The 21001-nt window shown below is 64.6% G+C and carries 12 protein-coding genes; 6 read left to right on the top strand and 6 right to left on the bottom strand.

Going from position 1 to position 21001, the window contains the following annotated elements; genetic code table 11:
* Window positions 1–98: 98 nt before the first annotated feature.
* The 6 genes from NKH31_RS04140 to NKH31_RS04115 form a co-directional block, all read right to left on the bottom strand.
* Window positions 99–998 carry an ABC transporter ATP-binding protein gene (locus tag NKH31_RS04140; RefSeq protein ID WP_254863879.1) on the bottom strand — a complete coding sequence of 300 codons (900 nt, stop codon included), beginning with the start codon at window positions 996–998 and terminating at the stop codon, window positions 99–101.
* A 2-nt stretch (window positions 999–1000) separates the two neighbouring features.
* Entirely contained in the window at window positions 1001–1195 is a 195-nt protein-coding gene (locus tag NKH31_RS04135) for a hypothetical protein (protein WP_254863878.1), read from the bottom strand.
* Window positions 1192–1812, bottom strand: coding sequence for an ABC transporter permease (locus tag NKH31_RS04130; protein ID WP_254863877.1), 621 nt, complete (start codon window positions 1810–1812; stop codon window positions 1192–1194). The genes NKH31_RS04135 and NKH31_RS04130 overlap by 4 nt, the downstream gene beginning before the upstream one ends.
* Window positions 1813–2111: 299 nt before the next feature.
* Window positions 2112–5099, bottom strand: a complete 2988-nt coding sequence (uvrA, locus tag NKH31_RS04125; protein WP_254863876.1) for an excinuclease ABC subunit UvrA — start codon at window positions 5097–5099, stop codon at window positions 2112–2114.
* 132 nt (window positions 5100–5231) lie between these two features.
* The gene (locus NKH31_RS04120; RefSeq protein WP_254863875.1) at window positions 5232–6140 is read right to left on the bottom strand and encodes a DUF5995 family protein; all 909 of its coding nucleotides are present in this window, start codon (window positions 6138–6140) and stop codon (window positions 5232–5234) included.
* Between the two features lie 184 nt (window positions 6141–6324).
* A complete protein-coding gene (locus NKH31_RS04115; protein ID WP_254863874.1) occupies window positions 6325–6744 on the bottom strand; it encodes a universal stress protein in 420 nt (139 codons plus the stop codon).
* Window positions 6745–7020: 276 nt separating this feature from the next.
* Between NKH31_RS04115 and NKH31_RS04110 the strand changes: the two genes are divergently transcribed.
* From NKH31_RS04110 to NKH31_RS04085, 6 genes are all read left to right on the top strand, one after another.
* Window positions 7021–8022, top strand: a complete 1002-nt coding sequence (locus NKH31_RS04110) for a winged helix-turn-helix domain-containing protein (RefSeq protein WP_254863873.1) — start codon at window positions 7021–7023, stop codon at window positions 8020–8022.
* A gap of 75 nt (window positions 8023–8097) precedes the next feature.
* Window positions 8098–8751, top strand: coding sequence for a hypothetical protein (locus tag NKH31_RS04105; RefSeq protein WP_254863872.1), 654 nt, complete (start codon window positions 8098–8100; stop codon window positions 8749–8751).
* 235 nt (window positions 8752–8986) lie between these two features.
* Window positions 8987–10435 (top strand): tail fiber domain-containing protein, encoded by a 1449-nt coding sequence (locus NKH31_RS04100; RefSeq protein WP_254863871.1) that lies wholly within the window; start codon window positions 8987–8989, stop codon window positions 10433–10435.
* A 43-nt stretch (window positions 10436–10478) separates the two neighbouring features.
* Window positions 10479–11594, top strand: a complete 1116-nt coding sequence (locus NKH31_RS04095) for a CARDB domain-containing protein (RefSeq protein ID WP_254863870.1) — start codon at window positions 10479–10481, stop codon at window positions 11592–11594.
* Between the two features lie 174 nt (window positions 11595–11768).
* Window positions 11769–12206, top strand: a complete 438-nt coding sequence (locus NKH31_RS04090) for an ester cyclase (protein ID WP_254863869.1) — start codon at window positions 11769–11771, stop codon at window positions 12204–12206.
* A 1-nt stretch (window position 12207) separates the two neighbouring features.
* Window positions 12208–20952: a right-handed parallel beta-helix repeat-containing protein gene (locus NKH31_RS04085; RefSeq protein ID WP_254863868.1), complete on the top strand. Its 8745-nt coding sequence runs from the start codon at window positions 12208–12210 to the stop codon at window positions 20950–20952.
* The last annotated feature ends 49 nt before the right edge of the window (window positions 20953–21001 follow it).

The raw sequence follows: 21001 nt of genomic DNA, 5'->3' as shown, positions 1-21001 counted from the left end.
GACACGTTGTCTCGCCTACCGTCGTTCGTTTCAAATCGGGGTCGTGTTGGATTCGATTGTAACCGTGTACTCGAGCGTCGATTGGTTTCAACCGGCTCTCACTCCCCAGATTCGGAGGCGAGATGGGAGTAGTAGTTGAACACGTCGGTGTTCGTCGGACGGTCGGCTTCGAGCGCCCCGTCCACCTCGGTTCCGTCGATCGACGGATCGAGAAAGCCCCGGATCTCTTCGCCGTCCGTAAAGGCGCGCCCGCCGAGCAGGTGTCGCGTGTGTGCCGTCGGGTCGTCGGTACGAACCACCGTCGGGAGCGCTGCCCGGAGGTCGTCGATGGCTCCCGTGGCGACGACTTGCCCTTCTGCGAGCATGGCGATTCGGTCGGCGATCTCGGCGTCGAGCGGCGCGTGACTCGCGAGTATCACCGTACTGCCGTCCGATCGTCGCGCTCTGAGCGCCTCGTACACCGTTTGCTGGGTGCCGAGGTCGAGTTCCGAGGTGGGTTCGTCGAGGACGTAGAGGTCGGCGTCCGCACTGAGCGTGATGAGCAGTTCGAGTTTTTGTTTCATTCCGCCCGAGTAAGTGCCGACCGGCCGATCGAGCGCCGATTCGAGCTCGAGTCGCTCGGCCAGCGTCTCCCAATCGCCGAACTCGACGGGATATAGATCGCGATAGAACGCGACGTTCTCGCGGCCGGTGAGGTCGGGGTCGACCGTTCGGCCCTGTATCATCGTGCTCACCCGTGGTCTCGCCTCCGCGGGCGTCAGCGAACCGAAGAGGCGGATCGTCCCGTCGTCCGGGGTGGCGCTTCCGGCCAGACAGGACAGCAGGAGCGATTTCCCGGCCCCGTTCGCTCCCATCAGGACGACGATCTCCCCGGACGAGACCGATAGATCGACGCCGCGAAGGACCGCGTCGCCGTCGAACCCTTTCGTCACCCCTCGCGTTTCGAGGACGGTCTCGGCGGCGGTCGGTACGTCGGCTTCGGGTGAACTGGATTGCATGATCACTCGGGTGTGTAGGCGACTCGCTTGACGACCAGAACCGATATCGCGAGAAAGACGACCGCGTAGCCGACGAGGACGCCGACGTGAGCGAGCGAGTCGGGCGCGTCGGGCGGCGTCATGAAGTCGGCGTCGGCGGCGCCGATCCAGGCGGTGATCTGGACGCGCGTCGCCAGCGAGTTCGGCAGGACGTTCACGAGGGCCGATCGCCGGCGATCATGTGGGGAACGACGCCGTTCTGGCCGGTCACGTAGAAGGCCAACAGAACGAGGACGACGGAGATCGTCGTCATGTACTCGGGTTTCGGGATGGCGATGGCGAGCAACAGCGCGAGCGTCATCGCGATCAGACAGAACACCAACAGCGTGAACGCGACGATCGCGATCGCCCGCGCGTCGAGGTCGACGAACGTCGCTCCGTGGATCAGTGCGGCGGCGACCGTCACGACGTAGGAAGCCACCCCGAGGACGATTCCCGAGCCGAAGCGACCGGCGAGATCGGCGGTGGGCGAGACGGCCATCGCGCGCAACTTGAGGTATCGATCGCCGTCGAGATCGCGCGCGAATTCGCCGGCGAAGATGGTGACGGTTACCGTGAACGCGCCGAAGAGACCGAACGTCATCCCCATCGCCGCCTTCACCGGCCCGTTCGCGTCGTCGACGAATAGCGAGACGGTCAGGACGTACCAGAGAATCGGCCAGCCGACCAGCAGGAAGACGAGTACGGGATTTCGTAGCGTCTGCTGGATGTTTCGGCGGGCGAACGCCCACGACTGTCGGGTCCAGGGCGTCGTCGGAAGGTGGTGATCGGACATGGGGATGGATTCCAGGCGCGACGGGATTCGTTCGCTCGATACCGTACGCGGCTCACCTTCAAATAACCATTGGAACGGGTTATCGAATACGGCCGACTCGCGATGAGAACGATGAAACACTGCCGACCGGTCAGCCCCGTCTCGCCCGTCTGTCACGCAGAATCTCCTCCGTCGGCGGGCCGCTAGCTGTCGATCCCGTATCGTTCGTCCACCGGTCCCGGTCGCTCGTCTATCGACCTCGGATCGCTCGTCAATCGGTGTCGAATCGATTCCACGTGGTATCGGGCCGATTGCGATGGTCAGTCGTCCGTCGCCGGCGCGGTGACCGGCTCGACGCGCTCGCCGCGCGGCCCGTCGAGGTCGACGTCGGGGAGCAGGTCGCGGAGGTACCGGCCGGTGTAGGATTCGTCGGTTCGGGCGACCGCTTCCGGCGTCCCGGTCGCGACGATCTCGCCGCCGTTTTCGCCGCCTTCGGGGCCGAGATCGATCACGTGATCTGCGTTTTTCACCAGGTCGAGCTCGTGTTCGATGACGACGATCGTGTTGTCGTTGTCGGTCAGCCGGTGGAGGACGTCGATCAGCTTTCGCTCGTCGGCGGAGTGCAGCCCGGTCGTCGGTTCGTCGAGCAGGTAGAGCGTGTTGCCCGTATCTCGCTTGCCGAGTTCTTCCGCCAGCTTGATCCGCTGGGCCTCGCCGCCCGAGAGCGTCGTCGAGGGCTGGCCGAGTCGCATGTAATCCAGCCCGACGTCCATGAGTAGTTGCAGGCGCCGACGGATCTGCGAGTTCGCCTCGAAGAAGTCGTAGGCCTCCTCGACGGACATGTCGAGGACGTCCGAGATGGTCTTGCCCTTGTAGGTGACGTCGAGGGTCGCGTCGTTGTAGCGAGCGCCGTCACAGGCCTCGCAGGGGACGTAGACGTCCGAGAGGAAGTTCATCTCGATCTTCACCGTTCCCTGTCCGCCACACTCCTCGCAGCGGCCGCCCTTGACGTTGAAAGAGAATCGCCCGACCTCGTAGCCGCGCTGTTTGGCGAGCGAGGTTTGAGCGAACAGCTCGCGGACGTGGTCGAAGACGTTGGTGTAGGTGGCCGGGTTCGACCGCGGGGTGCGCCCGATCGGCGACTGATCGATCAGTCGGACCGTTTCGATCTCGTCGATCCCCTCGATCGCGTCGTGCTCGCCGGGGACGACGCTCGTGTTGTCGTTCATCTCGCGGGCGAGCCCCTTGTAGAGCACGTCGTGCATCAGGGTGGACTTGCCCGACCCCGAAACGCCTGTGATCGCGGTGAAACAGCCCAGCGGGAGGTCGACGTCGAGGTCGGCCAGGTTGTGCTGGCGCGCGCCGCGGATGGAGAGGTGGGCGTCCGATTCGCGGCGGTCTCCCGGAACCGGAATCTGGCGTCGCCCGGAGAGGTAGTCGCCCGTGATCGACTCCTCGCAGGCTTTGACGTCCTCGATCGGTCCGTTGACGACGACCTCGCCGCCGCGTTTGCCGGGCCCGGGACCCATGTCGACGATGGTGTCAGCCCGGCGCATCGTCTCCTCGTCGTGCTCGACGACGATGAGTGTGTTCCCCAGATCGCGAAGCTCTTCGAGGGTGTTTAGCAACCGGTCGTTGTCGCGCTGATGGAGCCCGATCGACGGCTCGTCTAAGACGTAGAGTACGCCGACCAGGCCGGCGCCGATCTGGGTGGCGAGCCGGATGCGCTGGCTCTCACCGCCCGAAAGCGTCGACGCCTCTCGATCGAGCGTCAGATACTCCAGTCCGACCTCGCACATGAAGCCGAGACGGGCGCGTATCTCCTTGAGGATCTCCTCGGCGATCACCCGCTCGCGCTCGGTGAGGTCCGCTTCCATCGATTCGAAGTGTGCGAGGGCGTCGCCGATCGACATCGCGTTGATCTCGGTGATCGACGTCTCGTCGACGTATACGGCGCGAGAGGCCGGCTTCAGTCGCGTTCCGTCGCAGGCGGGACACGCCGTCGCCGACATGTAATCCTCGATGTGCTCGCGCGTCGAGTCCGAGTCGGTTTCGAGGTAGCGACGCTCCAGGTTCGGGATGACGCCCTCGAACCGCTGGCGCTTGCGCCGGGTCCCGCTTCTGGTCGAGCGCTCGAAGAGAACCTTCTCGCTCGTGCCGTAGAGAAAGGCCCGCTGGATCTCGGAATCGAGGTCCTCGTACGGCGTCGACAGCGAGACGTCGAAGTGCTCGGCGACGGCATCGAGTCGCGTTCGGTAGTACGACCGGCTGTAACTCCAGGGTTCGAAGACGTGCTTTAGCGGTTTCGTCGGATCCTGGATGACGAGGTCTGCGTCGATCTCCTTCGTCTCACCGAGCCCTTCACACTCCGGACAGGCGCCGTGGGGTGAGTTAAAGGAGAAACTGCGCGTTTCGATCTCGGGGATGTCGATCCCGCAGTGCGTGCAGGCGAGCTCCTTCGAGAACTCGACGACGAGGCGATCGTCGGCCGCGTCCTCGCCGTCGTCGTCCGCGTCGCTTTCCCGTCCGAGATCGCCCGTCCGCCGGGCCTCTTCGCCGAGTTCGTCGGCTGCGCTCTCGGGCGGATCGGGCAGGATCAGCTTGAGTACGCCGTCGGCCTCCGAAAGCGCCGTCTCGACGCTGTCGACGATTCGCGGACGGTCCTCGGGACCCACTTTCACGCGGTCGACGATGACGTCGATCGTGTGATCGTAGTTTTCGTCCAGCTCGGGCCGATCCATCGTGAGGTCGTATTCGTCGCCGTCGACCTCGACGCGGGCGTAGCCCTCGGTGACGAGTTCGTCGAAGAGGTCGTAGAACGCACCCTTCTGGTCGCGCACGACCGGCGCGGCGATTTTGAGCCGCGTTCCCTCCGGCAGTTCGAAGATCCGTTCGACCATGTTCTGAGCCGACTGTTCTCCCACTTCGCGGCCGCAGTCCGGACAGTGGGGCGTTCCGACCCGGGCGTAGAGCAGGCGGAGGTAGTCGTGTAGTTCAGTGACGGTCCCGACGGTCGAGCGGGGGTTGTTGGCCGCGTTCTTCTGATCGATCGAGATCGCGGGCGAGAGCCCCTCGACGGTCTCGACCTGGGGTTTGTCCATCTGGCCCAGGAAGTTCCGGGCGTACGCGGAGAGGCTCTCGATGTAGCGGCGTTGCCCCTCGGCGTAGATCGTCTCGAACGCGAGCGAGGACTTCCCCGAACCCGAGAGGCCGGTGACGACGGTGAGCGACTCCCGGGGGATCGAGACGTCGAGGTCGGTCAGGTTGTGCTCTTCGGCACCGCGAACCTCGATGTACTCGGCGGTCATCTATGCAGTGCCCAGCGGCCCAGACGCATAAGGGCTGTCGGTTCGAGATCGCACCGGAGTGAAAGTGAAGGAGTACCACGCTACCGTCGGCACGTCGGCGGGTGACGGAATCGCCGGCTCCGACCCAACGGGTCACGCCCGTTCGTGAAACCGCGCGGCGAACGAGCGGAGGTCGAATTCGTCGCCTTCGATCGCCCGGAGCGTCCGCATCGTCGCCTCGGGGACGTGGGGAGCCAGCAGGACGTGGGCCGTCCCCGTCGCGGTCCGATGTATCACCCACCGCGTGTACCGGTCGACCGGGAGCCATCCGGCGTCGGTTCGGACGACGGCGACGCGCCAGGCTTTCTCACGGCCCGCTCTGAGTCCGAGCGTGGCTCCGAGTTCGTCGAGATCGCCGAGCCCGTCGCCGATTCGCGAGAGGCCGGGTGCGTAGCGCTCGGCGAGCAATTCGCGCTGGACGGCGACCAGCGAACGGAGGATGTCGTTTACGCAATCGTGATCGGCGTACTTCGAGGCGCGGTCGGGGTCGATTCCGACGTCCGAGAGCGTCAGCGCCAGGTCGTAGTTGATGTGGGCGTTGATCCCGAGAAACGCGTCCTGGACGACCAGCGCGTTCCCTTCGATCGCCGTTGCGAACGCGACGGTCCACGGGTCGGGAACGGCCGAGCGTTCCCCGCGCTCGTAGTCGAGAAAGGCGCGTCGGTAGTACTCGGCGAAGCGAACGAGGTACCGTTTCATCCACGCCGGATTCTGAAATACGTCCGCGTCGATCGCCCGCACGGCTTGCTCGGTCATCTCCGCGTACACCGTGGCGAATACGGCCCGTCGGTCGTCGCGGTCGAGCAGCGCCGATTCGAGCCGGGTCAACCGTCGGCGAACGTCTTCCACCGACTCGAACGACGGTTCGAGGAGCGAACACAGCTCCGGATCGGGTTCGACCGCGACGTCGAACGCGGCGACGTCACGGCCGACCGCGTGTCGAAGTCGGTGGAGGAACGTCCGATCGATCAGCAGACCGATGGCGGACGGTTCGGAACGCACGAGTAGACGTCTGAGGCCACCGTCAAAATCCTGTCGGACCGACAATGGTTCCGTGGAGGAATCGACCCGCTCGTTCGACCCCGCGGTTCACCCCGGTTGACGACTCTCTCGCTCGACGACTCACTCGACAGGCGACCCATTCGGCAGACGACTCACTCGACAGGCGATCCACCTGATCGGCGACTCACTCGACTGGGACGATGGTGACCGGCACGTCCGCGGTGCGGGCGAGTCGATCGGCCGTGCTCCCGAGGAGCGCCCCGGTGACGCCATCGGCGCCGCGTTCGCCAACGACGATCATGGCCGCGTCGATCTCGTTCGCGTAGGCGAGCAGGGCGTCCGTCGGCCGACCGCGACGGACGTCGCCGCGAATGTCGACCGCCTCGCCGTCGTAGGCGGCGACGACCTCGTCGACGATCGCGTCGGCCGCCGCGTTTATCTCGTCGACTTCCGCGGTCCCGAACTTCATCGGATTCTCCGAGGTTTCGACGACGGTGACGACGTGGACCGTCGCGCCGACGGCCGCCCCGAGCGAGATGGCGTAGTCGAGGGCGGCTTCGGCTCGATCGCTCCCGTCGGTTCCCACCAGAATCGTATCGAACATGGTGACTACGTTGGCGTACGCCGTTCCGGGTGATGGTCGTTGCGTTCGGCGAGGCTCGAGATAGGGACCGTTCACCGCCGTGAGTGTGATACGGCGGTCCTGGACCCACCCGCCGATCGTCGTGGGTTCGAACGGACGCTTTATTCTACCTGCCGACATGGGGGCCGACTCGATCGGACGGACGTGGTTCCAGCGAACTGACGCGACGAAGTATCGTCAGACGGACGGCTGGAGTGTCGATAGATTATTGTAGTTGACACGAAAGGTATTATTCACATGGCAGATGGGGATGCAGACCGTTCGGCGACGCTCGATCCGGACGACGCGTTCGCCGTCCTGGCGAACGAAACTCGCTTTGCGATCGTCCAGACGCTGTGGGAACGGTACGATCCGAACGATCCGGCCCACGTCGTCAAGTTCGCGGACCTGTACGAGTCGGATGGTTCGGCCACGTTCTCGGAACTGTACGATCGGGTGGGGTACGACGACACGGGAAACTTCAACTACCACTTAGAACAGCTCACCGACCACTTCGTCCGTCGAACCGACTCGGGATACGAACTCACCGAGGCCGGGTTCGAGATCGCCCGGGCTGTCGTCGCGGGGACCGTTCGCGGCCACCCGAACATCGAACCCCAGAAGATCGGTATCGGGTGTCCTCGCTGTGACGCACCGGTCGTGATCGCCTACGAGAACCACCACTTGCGCGTCTCGTGCAGCGAGTGTCGCGGCCTCTGGGAGAACGCCGACGGCGACACCGGAGTCCTCTTTACGTTTCCGTTGCCGCCGACCGGCCTCTCGGATCGGACGCCCGAAGCGGCGTTTCACGCGACGCTGGCATACAACCTGAACCGGGTTCGATCGTTCATTCTCGGCGTCTGTCCGGACTGCTCCGGCGTGGTCGACGAATCGGTCGATATCTGTGAGAACCACGAGCCGAGCGAGCGAGGCGGCTGTCCGCACTGTCACCGCGCACACCGGATCGAAGCCGTCGAGGTGTGCAGCCAGTGTAAGTCGACGACGCGCGGCCCGCTCACGATCGCCATCCTCGCCCATCCGACCGTGACGGCGTTCTTCCACGATAACGGGATCGAACACCACTTCGCGTCGTGGGAGACGTTCCGACGCGCACAGCGGGTCGAAGAAACGGTAGTCGACACCGACCCGCTCCGATTCCGTCTCACCGTCCCGGCCGAGGACGATCGATTGCACTTGACCCTCGACGAGTCGCTCGACGTCGTCGAGTCCGTCCAGGAGGTCTCGTACGCTCCGAAGTAAGAACATATTGTAATCGACGCGACAGTACTGTCGTACAGAGTATACTTATCGCTGTCCGGATGGGAGTCTCCCTCGATGACCGACGGGGTATCCCGACGACGCACACTTGCACTGTTCGGAACGACGACCGCGGCCGCGCTGGCCGGCTGTTCGGACGACGATTCGTCGGACGACGACGGATCCGGTGGATTCGGCCCGCAGACCGGCGGCGAGGGTAACGGCGGCGGAACCGACGACGCAGAGGTCGAAGACACAGGACCGGCACCGGAAGACGTAACCTACGGCGACATCGTCGCGTTCGAATCGTCGTTCGCCGTCGACATCGAGATCACCGGCGAGATGCCGGCGACCGGAACGCAGGTCGTTCACGAGGGCGATTACCGCGTCGAAATCGAAGAGGAAGGTGGGCCAGTCGTCGAGATGTACGGCATCGACGGCGAGCACTACATCAACGTGATGGGAAATTGTGAATTCGACAGCCGCGATCCCGAGGACGGCTCGTACGTCGATACGGACTTAGAACCCGATTCGAGTGTCGTGTCGAATCAGGCGGTCGGGACGGCGACGATCGGCGGCGAGGAGGTCTACGTGTTCGAAGACGACGCGGAAACGATCTACGTGAGCGTCGACACTGGGTATCCGATTCGAAGTGAAACGGAAAATCAGCAAGTCGACTTTCACTCGTGGGGTGCGACGCAACCGATCACGCTTCCCGACGAGTGTGACTGAGATCGGTGGATCACCTCGCTGTTTGCCGGAACTGCGTTTGATTCGTGAGAGACGGGTGTGAGCTGCATCTCGAACGAACTGAAAGATCGATTCGCTCGACGTTTACTGGTCGAACTGAGAGAACTGTACACAATTATTAATGTTCTCACAACAATGCGGTATAGTTCTCCGGATGACTGTATTATCATACAGATTAGGGTTAATGGTCGTTCCTTCGAACCACGCTCGAAAGACGATGGCCACGGCAAACGACATCGACCCCGATAGCGAGTCACAGGTGTTCGAGCGAATCGAGGCGCTAGAGACGATCGTCCGGGATCAGCAGGAGACGATCGAGACGCTCGAATCGCAGAACGAGGTTCTGCAAACGACGGTTGACGAATTCGAGGCGACCGACGCTGGCAACGATGACGGAGGCGCTCCCAGCGCGGTTCTCAGCCGACGGTCCGCGCTTGCGGGCCTCGGAGTGGCCGGTCTGGTGGGGCTGGGCGCGACGTCCGTCGGCGCAAACGGGGGGAGTGCGTCCGGACAGGTGGGGACGAGCGAGCGACCGCTAGAGCGGCTGGTAACGACTTCAATTGACGGCGTTCCGACGTCCGACGCGTTCGAACTCACCGTCGAGGATGGTGACGAGGCGGGCAACATCGTCACCGGACACTCCGAAAACGGCGTCGCCGAGGACGCAGTTGGTGCGACGATCGGTGGCGGCGGCTCGGAGACGAATCCGAACGTGGCGGAAGACGAATACGCGACGGTCGGCGGTGGCGAGGGTAACGAGGCGACCGGTAACTTCTCGACGGTCGGCGGTGGAGGATCGAACGCCGCTACCCAGCAGCGCTCCACTGTGGGAGGCGGGCTTAATAACGAAGCCGACGGCATCCGATCGACGATCGCTGGAGGGGTCAATAACTACGCGAGTGACAACGACGCGACGATCGCCGGTGGAAACAATAACGACGCCACCGGCGGCCAATCAACGGTCGGCGGTGGATTCTACAACGAAGCGACCGCGACGAATTCGACTATCGGGGGCGGACGGTACAACGAGGCGGGCGGGGAGAATTCGACGGTTGGCGGGGGCGAAGACAACAAGGCAGTCGGTGAGAACTCCACGGTTGGTGGGGGCGAAGACAACGAGGCGGGCGGTGAGAATTCGACGGTCGCGGGCGGCCAAGCCAACGAGGCGAGCGGCGATTACAGCTTCGCCGCTGGTCGTGGGGCCTGGGCGACCCACGACGGCTCGTTCGTCTTTGGAGACTCGTCGATAGCAGCTGTCTCCTCGGACGGTGAGGACGAAGCGCGTTTTCAGATGGAGGTCTACGCCCCGGAATTCAACGAGACGAGCGCCCGGGAGACGAAGACCGCGATCGAACCGGTCGATCCGGCGGCCGTCCTCGAGGATCTCACTTCGCTCGAGGTGAGCACCTGGGAGTTCGTCGATCGTGACAGCGGACGCCACATGGGGCCGATGGCCGAGGATTTTGCGGAGATCTTCGGCCTCGGCGTTGACGACGGTTCGATTTCGTCTACGGATCGCCACGGCGTCGCGTTCGCGGCGATTCAAGGCCTCGCCGAGAAACTGGACGAGCTGGTCGATCGAGTCGAATCGCTTGACGAACAGATAGACGCAGTCGAAGAGCGCCACGGAGCTGAATCGACGACGGCCGTCGAAACCGATGACTGATCCGGGTCGATCGACGGCCCGTTGGTGCTCGCGACTGCCGTCGATGCTCGCGCTCGTACTCGCACTCACAGTCACCATAGCCTTCGTCCCTGGACTCACTGCGGCCGACGACGCAAACCTCGCCTGCGCCGGTGGCGACGGCGGCGGCCCCGTCTACGTCACCGACAGCGGCCTCGAACTCGAGGACAACCACTCTGCGCCGGACGAGGGGTACCCGACGTTCCCCGACGACGAGACCGTCGCACTCGGGACGACCGTCGACGTCTCGTTCGCTGCGCCCGGTGAGGCGAGCCTCAGACTCGAGCGCCACAGCGACGGAGCAACCTGTCTCGCGGCGATCGACGCCGCGTCGCATCCGGTTACGGTCGAACCGGCGGACGGACTCTCGTTCACCGTCGACGGATCGGTCGACGGACTCGCCGTCTCGGATGGCGACTTCGCGGACGAGCCCGTCGCGGTCGCGTCGAACGCGAGCGAGTCGTTTGCGCTGACGATTCTCGACACCGGACTGGACGAGGGCGAGACCGTCACCGCCGAGGACGCCGATCTCGAAGCCGAGGTCGACGCCGACGGCGCCGTCAGATTCGAACTCGACGCTGGCGAGCGAACCGCATCGCTCGCCGTCGAGGAGTCCTCGGGCGGGATCGGATTACCACCACCGCCACCGCCGGCCGAGCCGGCGTCGTTCGAGTTCGGCGAGGCGACCCTCTCTGCGACGTCGCTCGAGCTCGGCGAGGCGCTCACCGTCGAGGTCACGGTGACGAACGTCGGCGACGAGGTCGGGACGAAGACGGTCTCACTGCTCGTCGACGGCGACCGCGTCGACGAAGTCGACATCGCCCTCGCCGGCGGGGGCGAAGAGACGGTGATGCTGGGCCACGCGTTCGACGCCGAGGGCGAGTTCGAGGTGGCGGTTCCCGACGTGCTGGCGGAATCGGTGTCGGTCGTCGATCCGAATGCGCCCGACGATGCGGACGGAGAATCTACCGAGTCGGGAGACGACTCGGCGAGCGCGGACGACCACGTACCACCGGCGGGTGAGGTGACGGACTCGACCGACGATGGTGACGACGGGTTCGTCGGGTACGGTCTGATACTCGGATTGCTCGCGCTGGCTGTAACGGTGGCGTACGTGTTCCGGCGCCATCGCGCCTCCTGATGGGCTGGGCGACTACCCGATCGCCGTCAAGTGGGTGGCTTCGACTGGTTCGCAACAGAGTTCGCCACCCGACCATCTGAACATTCACAGTACCGTGTTACAGCAGACGAGCTTACAGTACTGTCGTACAGAATATGTTTATGGCCGTTACGTTCGTATCGGATTCAATTTCCGATGACTGTCGAATACGGACCGAAATCGACGGCGAACCCGGCCCAGCTGATGCTCCGCGAGGTGTGGAGCACCGGGGATCTCGAACTGATCGACGAACTCGTGGCGGACCGCCACGTTCACCACGATCCGCTACTCGAGGAGCCGATCTCCGGGGCGAGCGCGCTAAAAGAGTGGGTCGCCACGGTTCGGACCGGGTCGCCCACCCTGACGAAGAGCGTCCGCGAGACGTACGTCGACGGGAACGCGGTCGTTCTCACCTACACGTCGACCGGTACCCACGACGGCGAGATCATGGGGATCGCGCCGACCGGCCGCTCGTTCGAGCTGGAGGGAACGTCGGTATTCCGCGTTGACGAGGGGAAACTGGTGGAGACCGTCGACGTCTGGGATACGTTCGGGCTCTTCTCGCAGATCGGGGCCGTGCCGGAGGGGGTGTAGGATGGGCGGCGACGGCACCGACGAAGGCGACGGTGATCGCCGCCCGGCCGCGCGGCCTGATCGAACGGGCGAAACGACCCTCATCGGCCGGACGACCATCGTGGCAACCGTCCTCGTACTGTGCGTACTGGCCGTGGCCGCCGTGACTCTCGGCGGATCGGTTGGCGCGTCGGATCCCACGCTCGTCGCGGACGGCGACACCACGCTCGTCGCCGACGGTGAGTCGATTCAGGACGCCATCAACAATTCCGCCCCGGGCGATACGATCGTCGTGGAGTCCGGAACCTACGAGGAAGAACTTCTGATCGATGTCGACGATCTCTCGATCGTTGCGGCCGATGGGCAACGACCGGTGCTCGAAGGTGATGGATCGGTCAAACTGGACACGGCCATCACGATCGACGGAGCGGACGGCGTCGTCGTCGGTGGATTGAACGTAACCAACTATCGGGGCGACACCGCGATCGTCGTCCAGGGCTCGACGGACGTTCGAATCGCCGACACCACTGTGGTGGTAGAGAGTGGACTCGGAATGCCGAATAACGGGTTCGGAATCTACGTTACCGACTCCCCGAACCTCGTGATCGAAGATACGTACGTTGTGGATCACGACGGCGAGGACGGCATCGTCATCGACGGTTCCAGCGGTGCCCGTCTCGATAACGTGACCGTCCGGGAAACAGGTGACGGCGTGCACCTCACTGGCTCCGTGGACGCCAGCATCGTCGATAGCACGCTCGTAACGAATAGCCATGCGGTTCGGGTCGCTGAAGCATCCGACGGAACCAGTATCGAGAACACCACGGTGTACGACAACAGGGCAAACGACGCCGTCATCATCTCTCACTCCGAACGCGTCGCGATTCGATCCAACAACATTACGGACAATAGCAATCGAGGCATTCGCTTCTGGCAGTCTCAGTACGGTGTCGTGGCGGACAACGACGTGCACGGCGGCTTCGGGAGCGACCAGGGGATCACATTCGACGAGTCGTCTCACCACGGATTCGTGGCGAACAACTCGGTCACCGACCACGGCGATGAGGGAATTCGCGTACAAGAGGCCGACAACATCACGATCTCGGACAACCTCGTCGACGGGAACGCACACGGGGGCGGCGGTGACGAAGGCGGCATCCACCTCACGCTCTCTTCGGATTCGACGATCACGGGGAACGAAGTTCGTGACAACGACGTGCAGGGGATTTTCCTCGATGGGGAGGCAGACACCTGGGGCGACTACGGCCCGAACGCGAACACGATCGTCGAAGATAACGTGGTGACCGGTCACGACGTCGACCTCGACATCGTCGAATCCGTCAACACCACCGTGATCGGAAACGAGTTCGAATCCGGCGTCGCGCTCGACGGCACGCAACTCGAAGACTTCGATCACGCGTTCGCGGACAACACGGTCGACGGTGACCCGGTCTACTTCGCCAACGGCGAGACGGCTCCCGAGATCCCTGCCGATGCGGGCCAGATCATCGTCGTCGACTCGTCCGACGTCGAGATTCGCGAGTTCGAACTCGACGGCGTCGCGGCCGGTATTCAGGTCGCCTACAGCGACGGTACCGCGATCGAGGATAACACGCTGACCGAGATGGGCGGGAGCGAGGACCTCACCTTTAGCCGGGGGTCGATTACGCTCTGGGGCTCGGCTGAATCGACGGTATCAGAGAACACGATTTCGGCGAGTGACTGGAAGGGACTCGCGATCTACGACGGTGCGGACGCGGACGTTTCGGACAACGAGATTACGTCGATGGAACTTTCGGGCGTCTTCATCGACGGCTCGAGCGGGGTGACAGTTTCAAACAACCTCGTCACGGATAGTGCAGAGCGCAAGGGTGTGTACGTTCGCGACGGCTCTCACGGGGCGACGATCCGGGAGAACGTACTCGAACGTAACGACCAGCAGGGCATCAACGTCGAGGACCTCTCGAACGCGCTCGTCGCGAACAACACCGTTCGGGAGAACGCCGATGGGATCAACTTCGACGACGTCGAAGATACGTTGATCGTCGACAACGCCGTCACGGACAATCAGTGGGAGGGGATCGGGACGACGACGGCTCAGAGCGGGAACGTGAACCTGACCGTCGAATCGAACGAGGTCCGCGGAAACGGCGAGGGGATCGACGTCAGCCAGCACGCAAGCGAGGCGGTCGATCACCTCACGATCGTGGACAACGTCGTCTCCGACAACGACGACGTCGGAATCGACGCGCTCAACGCGCGGGTGGTGGCGAACGACGTGTCGGACAACGGCGGGACCGGCATCGAGGTCACCCGCGATGGGCAGGTCGAGGGCAACACCGTCACCGGAAACGATGGCCACGGAATCAGTTCGGACGTCGGAACGGTGCGAAACAACACGGTGTCGAACAACGCGAACGACGGCATCCACGTCGTGGAGTGGAGCGACGGACCGATCACCGGCAACGTCGTCTCCGGCCACGCCGTCGACCTCCGGCTGGTCGAGTCGACCAACGCGACGGTCCTCGACAACGAGTTCGACGCCGGCATACGAATCGAGGAATCGAGTCTGGGCGGGTACAACGAAAATTTCGACAAATTCGACCACGAGATCGCGAACAACACCGTCGACGGGAAGCCGCTGTATCACTCGTTCGGGGCCGAATCCGTCACCGTCCCGAGCGACGTCGGCCAGGTGATCGTGGTCAACGCGGCGGACGTGACGATCGAGGAGATCGAGGCCGACGGCGTCGCGACGCCAATTCACGTCGCCTACGCAACGGACGTGACGATCGAAGATACTCTCGTCACCGACAGTCCGACCGAGGGAATCCACCTGGCCGTCTCCGAGAACGTCACCCTCGATTCGAGCACCGTCTCACGAAGTGCGGACGATGGCGTCTACGTCGAAGAGGTCGCGCCACTCCACGTCGTCGAAACGGCGGCACTCGAAAACGACGGACACGGGATGTCGCTCGAACTGGTCGACCCGGCGGAGAATTCGACGGTCGCGAACAACACGGTCCTCGGAAACGACGTCGGTGTCGAACTCCACGTCTCCGGCGACCTGGTGGACGTCGTCGTCCGGGACAACGTGATCCAGGACAACGGTGATGGGATCGTCCTCGACGACGACGCCGAGGTCGTTACCATCTCGGATAACGCGATCCAGGGCAACGACGTCGGTCTGCGATACGATCCGTTCGGGACGCCACCATCACTCGATGCGACCGAGAACTGGTGGGGCCACGAGTCGGGGCCGAGCGGCGGTGTCTCCGACGGGTGTGGTGAGGAGAGTGCGGACGGATCGGGTGACGAGATTGTCGCGGAACACGGAACCGTCTGCTTCGCTCCGTGGCTGACCGAACCGGTCGGTGACGAACCGTTCCCGGCGTTCGCGTTCGCACCCGAGGAGCCGTTCGAAGACGAACCCGTCTCCTTCGACGCTGGCGATTCGGTGTCTCCGGGCGGCGAGATCGCGAGCTACCGCTGGGACTTCGAGGGCGACGGCTCGTTCGAGTCCACGGACGTGCCGGAGATCACGTACACGTACGACGAGGCGGGAAGTTACGAGGTCACGCTCGAGGTCGAGGACGAATGGGGGACGACCGCACGCACGTCGCGATCGATCGAAGTTGAGGCGATTCCCGGACCGACGGTTAGCGGTACCGTCTCCGATGCGGATACGGGAAGCAGTATCGCCGACGCGGACGTTGCACTCGTAGACGAGTCGGATGCCGTCGTCGCACAGGCAGTGACTGACGCGACCGGCGACTACGGATTGGAAGCTCCCGAGGAGGGGACCTACCACCTGGTGATCAACGCCGATGGATACGAACCCGGTGGCGTCGAGGGAATCGAACTCGAAACGGACGAGGAAACGGTCGTCGACGTCGAACTCGATCCGATCGTACTCACTCTGGAAATTCACTCGACGACCGATCCCGTGACCGAAGGCGAGCCGCTGGAAGTCGAGGTTCAAGCCGACTATTCCGGGCAGGGATCGCACGCGGAGACGATCGAACTTCGAGACGAAGATGGGACTGTTCTCGACGACGAAACGATCGAATTCGACGATGTTGGAATCCAAACGATCGATCTGGTCTGGCCGACGGATGACGGGGATGCGGGGACGCACTCGCTGTCCGTTCTCGGCGAGCAAGATTCCGACGCGACGACTGTAACTGTCGACGCGTTCACTCCAGCAACCTTCGAGATCTCGGTCGACTCGGTGAACTCACCGGTGACCGCGAACGAGACGTTCGAGGTCGACGCGACCGTCGAGAACGTCGGGGACGAATCCGGAGCCGAAACCGTCGAACTCCGCGACGAGAACGATACGGTGCTCGCGAACGAAACGGTCGCCCTCGACGCCGGTGAGAGCGAGTCGGTCACCCTCGAGTGGGAGACCGGCCCCGATGACGTCGGCCAGTACCACTTCTCGGTCGTCACCGATGACGACGCCGAGACGGTGCCCGTCGCTGTCCAGGAGATCGACCTCGGGCTCGTGGTCACGCCCTCGGAGCCGCAGCTGGGGGAGACGGTCCTGTTCTACGCGACGGACGCGGAGAACCCCACCTGGGACTTCGGCGACGGCACCACCGCCCAGGGCTCGTACGTCTTCCACGAGTACACGGCCGAACTCGGGAACATCCCCTACGGAACGCAGACGGTGACCGTCACCGACGTCGACGGCACCGAGGACTCGGTCGACGTCACGATCCCGCTCCCGACGATCGTGTGGGACCCGCAGCCGGTGGCGTCGACGTCGATCGATCGGGAGTACGGCGGCGTCCCGCTCACCGGCGTCGAGTGGGAGGAGACGTTCACGGCCAGGATGTTCAGCGTGGACACCGTGGGCGCGGAGGCGGTCGACGTCGAAGAATTCGTCTTCGAACTCGGCGACGAGACGCAGACGAAACTCCCACAATCCGACGGACTCGAACAGGAGGCGTCGGCGACGTTCGACCTGGGAGAACTCGACGGAGACGAGGAGCTGACGGTGACCGCGGTCACCGCCGACGGTGGCGAGTGGGAGATGACCGAGATGGTGTCGGTGCTCGAGACGCCCGAGTGGCTCGAGGAGCCGCTCGAGGACGCCGACGTCGACCGGGCGGCCGGAGCGATCACCGCCACGGTGAGCCCGGACGCGGTGATCGAAGAGTCGACCGGTATCCAGGAGTTACCGATCGTCTACAACACGTTCGGGTTGGCTAGCGAACCGATCATGTTGTTCACGTACGACACCGAGGCCGTCGCGGGTACCGTCCACCTCGATGGCGACGCCGGTGCGAGTTTCGGTCCGCTCGTCGACACTGGCTCCGAGGGCGAATGGGAAGTCGAGGTCGTGCTGGACCCGGCGCTCACCGTCGAATCGGCGTCCTTCGGGAACGAAGGGGAGATCTACGACTTCCCGGGTCCGGGTGCCAGCTTCGAGGTACCGTGGGTCGGTGAAATCGGCGTCGAGACCACGATCGACGCGACGCATCTGCTCGAGGCCGACCTCGACGGAACCCTCGCCGTCGAGGACGGAACGATGGGTGCCGGGTTCACGCTATCGGCTGACGCCATCCTCGACCTCTACTGCGGCGTCAGCGCCGGTGCCTCGGGCTCGGTCGACGGACTGGGTGACTTCGGCGAGCAAGCCGAGGGGACGAATTTCCGGGGAGAAGCCGCTCTCGGGGCCGAACTGGGCGTCTTCTGCGGCCCGCTCGAGTGGAGCGACGGCCCGACGTTCGGCCCGGCCGAGTGGGGCGGCGGCCTCGACGATGCCCTCGCGTTCTCGATCATCGACCCGGCGGCGTTCGAGCAACCTACCTGGGAGTTCACCTCGAAGTACGGAGAGCGCCCCTTCGCCGACGAGGACGTGACCGTCTCGACCGCCGCGGGTACAGAGGCCGCTGACGATGTCGAGCGGCTGACCGAACGCGACCTGGAAGATACCCAGCCGGCGATCGTCGCCGACGGCGACGACCTGGTCGTCGTCTGGAGCGCCCAGAACGAGACGAAGAACGTCAACGACGGGCGTGACCTCCACTATCAGCGCTACGACTCGAACGTCGGCGAATGGTCCGAGACGCAGACCCTGACCGATGACGAGACGAGCGACGAACGGCCCGCCCTCGCCGCGACCGAGGAGGGAGTGCTGGCAGTGTGGTCGACGTGGGACGAACCCGTAGCCGATAGTGACATCTCGGACCCGGGTGATCTGTTCTCCCGCCACGAGATCGCCTTCGCGATCGACGACGGCGACGGCTGGAGCGAACCGACGATTCTCACCGAATCCGACGAGATGCAGACCGCGCCGTCGGTCGTCGAGACTGCCGACGGATGGCTGCTCGCCTGGGAGTCTGTCAGCATGGCAGAGGAGAACGTTTCCGGCGTCGACGTACGGTACACAACCGTCGATGCGAACGGCGATGCCGGCGACGTCGATGCCATCGCGGACGCGACGCTGCCGACGCTCGGCACCGCGGACGGCGACGCAATACTCGCGTACGCGACCCTCGACGAAGGCCCGACCGCGAACGCATCCGCCGGCGAGAGTCGGACGGGCTCGGTCGTGACAGAGCGCCTCGTAGATGGTGAACTGGAGGAGCTGTCCACGTTCGACGCTGGCAACGCCACGTCGATCGCCACCGACGCCGGTCGCACTGTCTGGGTCGACGGCGTCTTCGACCCGGCAGTCTACGAAGGCGACGGCGACGGGGTCACAGCGCTCGACCTGCGCGAGGACGTACGCGACGTCACTGAACTCGCGCTCGCGACCGCGGACGACGAGACCGTCCTCTCCTATCGCGCGATGACCGACGGCAAGAGCGCGAACGATCTGGTCTACCGGCTCGATCGAGGCGACGGCTGGGTCGCCGACCGTGAGCACGTCTCGGTGGGTGAGGCCAACCACACGGCGTGGCACGCAGACGTAACGCCGGCCGCCGACGGCGAGGGCTTCCACGCCGCCTACGCCGTCCAGAAACTCGACACGAACGCGACCAACGACGTCTTCGTCGCCGACCACGAGTTCCGCCCGGCGTTCGACCTCTCGGCCACTACCAGCGAGGCCCCGGCCGGCGAGAACGCGACGGTCTCCTACGGGCTTCGAAACGTCGGGGACGTGGCGACGAGCGAAGGCGTGACGGTCGTCGTCGAGAACGCGACGGACGTCGTCGCCGAGGTCGAACACGACGCGCTGGGGGCGGGCGAGAACGCGTCCGGGGAGGTCGAACTCGAAGTCGACGAGTACGGCGCGTTCGACCTGCGCGTCGACTACCCAGAGGAGACCCACGACGGGGTCGAGGAAACGACGGTCGTCGCGGCGACGGCCGCCCTCTCGGTCGACGCGATCTCGAGCGAGCGGACGGCCGGCGGCGTCGAGGTGACCGCCGTGGTCGAAAACGACGGTGGAGCCGCGGCCGTCGACGTCCCACTGACCTTCGATAACGGGACCGACCTGGTGGCCGATGCGTACGCCGATCGTGTCGATCCAGGCGAGAATGCGACGGTCTCGACCCTCGTTGGCGACGAGGGCCTGAACGCGAGCGTCGCCGACCGGGTGTCTATCGACGCGGGCGGCGTCGGCGAGGACGCGATCGATCGAGGCGAGCGTCCGGCGTGGTTCGCCCAGCCCGACCTCGACGTGGGGACCGTCGAGTACGTCGGGGAGGACGGATCCGTGACTGCGCAAGTGATGGTGGCCAACCGCGGGACGGGATCGACCGACGCCACCGTCAAAATCGTAGCCGACAACGGGACGGTCATCGGGGAAGCGACCGACCACCTCGGCTACGCCTCCACCGAGAGCCCGACGTTCGCGTCCGTCCCGGTCGAACTCGGCGAGATCGAGACGGGGACGGACGTCACCATCCTCGCCGAGGGCGACGTCCCTGATGCCGATCCGTCGACCGCGGGAATCAGCGACGAGGTCGGTCCGGTGTTCGATCCTGATCGGCCGACCTTCGACGTAGCGATCGCGAACGTCACCGAGCCGGACGCCGCCGGCGATGAGTTCGACGTCGACGTCGCCGTTCAGAACCGAGGCGACGAAGCCGACGAGCAATCGCTCGTCCTGTACGTCGACGACGAGGAAACCGATCGCGTCGACGTCGCACTCGAGCCCGGCTTCGAGACGACCGAGACACTCTCTCACCTGATCGAGGAGGTCGAGACGCCGTCAGTTGACCTCCGAGTGGAGACGGAGACCGCCCACGACGCGGCGACGCTCGCCGCACCGTCCCCGGCGGACGACACACCGTCGCCTGGGTTACCGCCCGCACCGACGCCCGATCCGGCTGCGTTTGACGTCGTCGAATTTGATGCCCCCGACGAGATCGTTGCCGGCGCGTCGCTCCCGGTTGCGACGACCGTTCAAAACACCGGCGAGCAGTCGGGAACGACGACGGTCGCGCTGGAACTCGACGGACGGACTATCGACGAGCGCGAGATCGAACTGGACGGAGCCGACCGCGAAACGTTCGAGTTCGAGATTTCGGCGGCCGACCTCGATATCGGCGAGCACGAACTCCGCCTCGACGTCGGCGACGACGCGGTGACGGAAACGGTGACGGTTACTGAGGCCGAGACCGGTACGGACGACGAGCCGCCTGCGGACGATTCACCAGGCGAACCTGCCGATGACGATTCACCAGCCGACGGAGCGGTCGACGACCGTGGCGACGCGGACGACGGAATTCCCGGCTTCGGTGTCCTGGTGGCGCTCGTCGCGGTGCTGACGATCGCGTCGATCGCAGCGCGGCGAACTCGCTCGTAGTCGCCGCGGCGCCCACCGCGTTCGTTCTTCGGGCGAAACCCTTTCTAGC

It is taken from the genome of Halovivax gelatinilyticus (genome assembly GCF_024300625.1).
Classification (GTDB): Archaea; Halobacteriota; Halobacteria; order Halobacteriales; family Natrialbaceae; genus Halovivax; species Halovivax gelatinilyticus.
The sequence above is the reverse complement of the archived record's forward strand: the minus strand, read 5'-3'. Positions and strand labels throughout refer to the sequence as shown.

Bases quoted from the DNA above. Each gene is read 5' to 3' on its own strand.
- NKH31_RS04085 (WP_254863868.1), top strand. From the start codon at position 12,208: ATGGGCGGCGACGGCACCGACGAAGGCGACGGTGATCGCCGCCCGGCC.
- NKH31_RS04090 (WP_254863869.1), top strand. From the start codon at position 11,769: ATGACTGTCGAATACGGACCGAAATCGACGGCGAACCCGGCCCAGCTG.
- NKH31_RS04095 (WP_254863870.1), top strand. From the start codon at position 10,479: ATGCTCGCGCTCGTACTCGCACTCACAGTCACCATAGCCTTCGTCCCT.
- NKH31_RS04100 (WP_254863871.1), top strand. From the start codon at position 8,987: ATGGCCACGGCAAACGACATCGACCCCGATAGCGAGTCACAGGTGTTC.
- NKH31_RS04140 (WP_254863879.1), bottom strand. From the start codon at position 998: ATGCAATCCAGTTCACCCGAAGCCGACGTACCGACCGCCGCCGAGACC.
- NKH31_RS04115 (WP_254863874.1), bottom strand. From the start codon at position 6,744: ATGTTCGATACGATTCTGGTGGGAACCGACGGGAGCGATCGAGCCGAA.
- NKH31_RS04110 (WP_254863873.1), top strand. From the start codon at position 7,021: ATGGCAGATGGGGATGCAGACCGTTCGGCGACGCTCGATCCGGACGAC.
- uvrA (WP_254863876.1), bottom strand. From the start codon at position 5,099: ATGACCGCCGAGTACATCGAGGTTCGCGGTGCCGAAGAGCACAACCTG.
- NKH31_RS04130 (WP_254863877.1), bottom strand. From the start codon at position 1,812: ATGTCCGATCACCACCTTCCGACGACGCCCTGGACCCGACAGTCGTGG.
- NKH31_RS04105 (WP_254863872.1), top strand. From the start codon at position 8,098: ATGACCGACGGGGTATCCCGACGACGCACACTTGCACTGTTCGGAACG.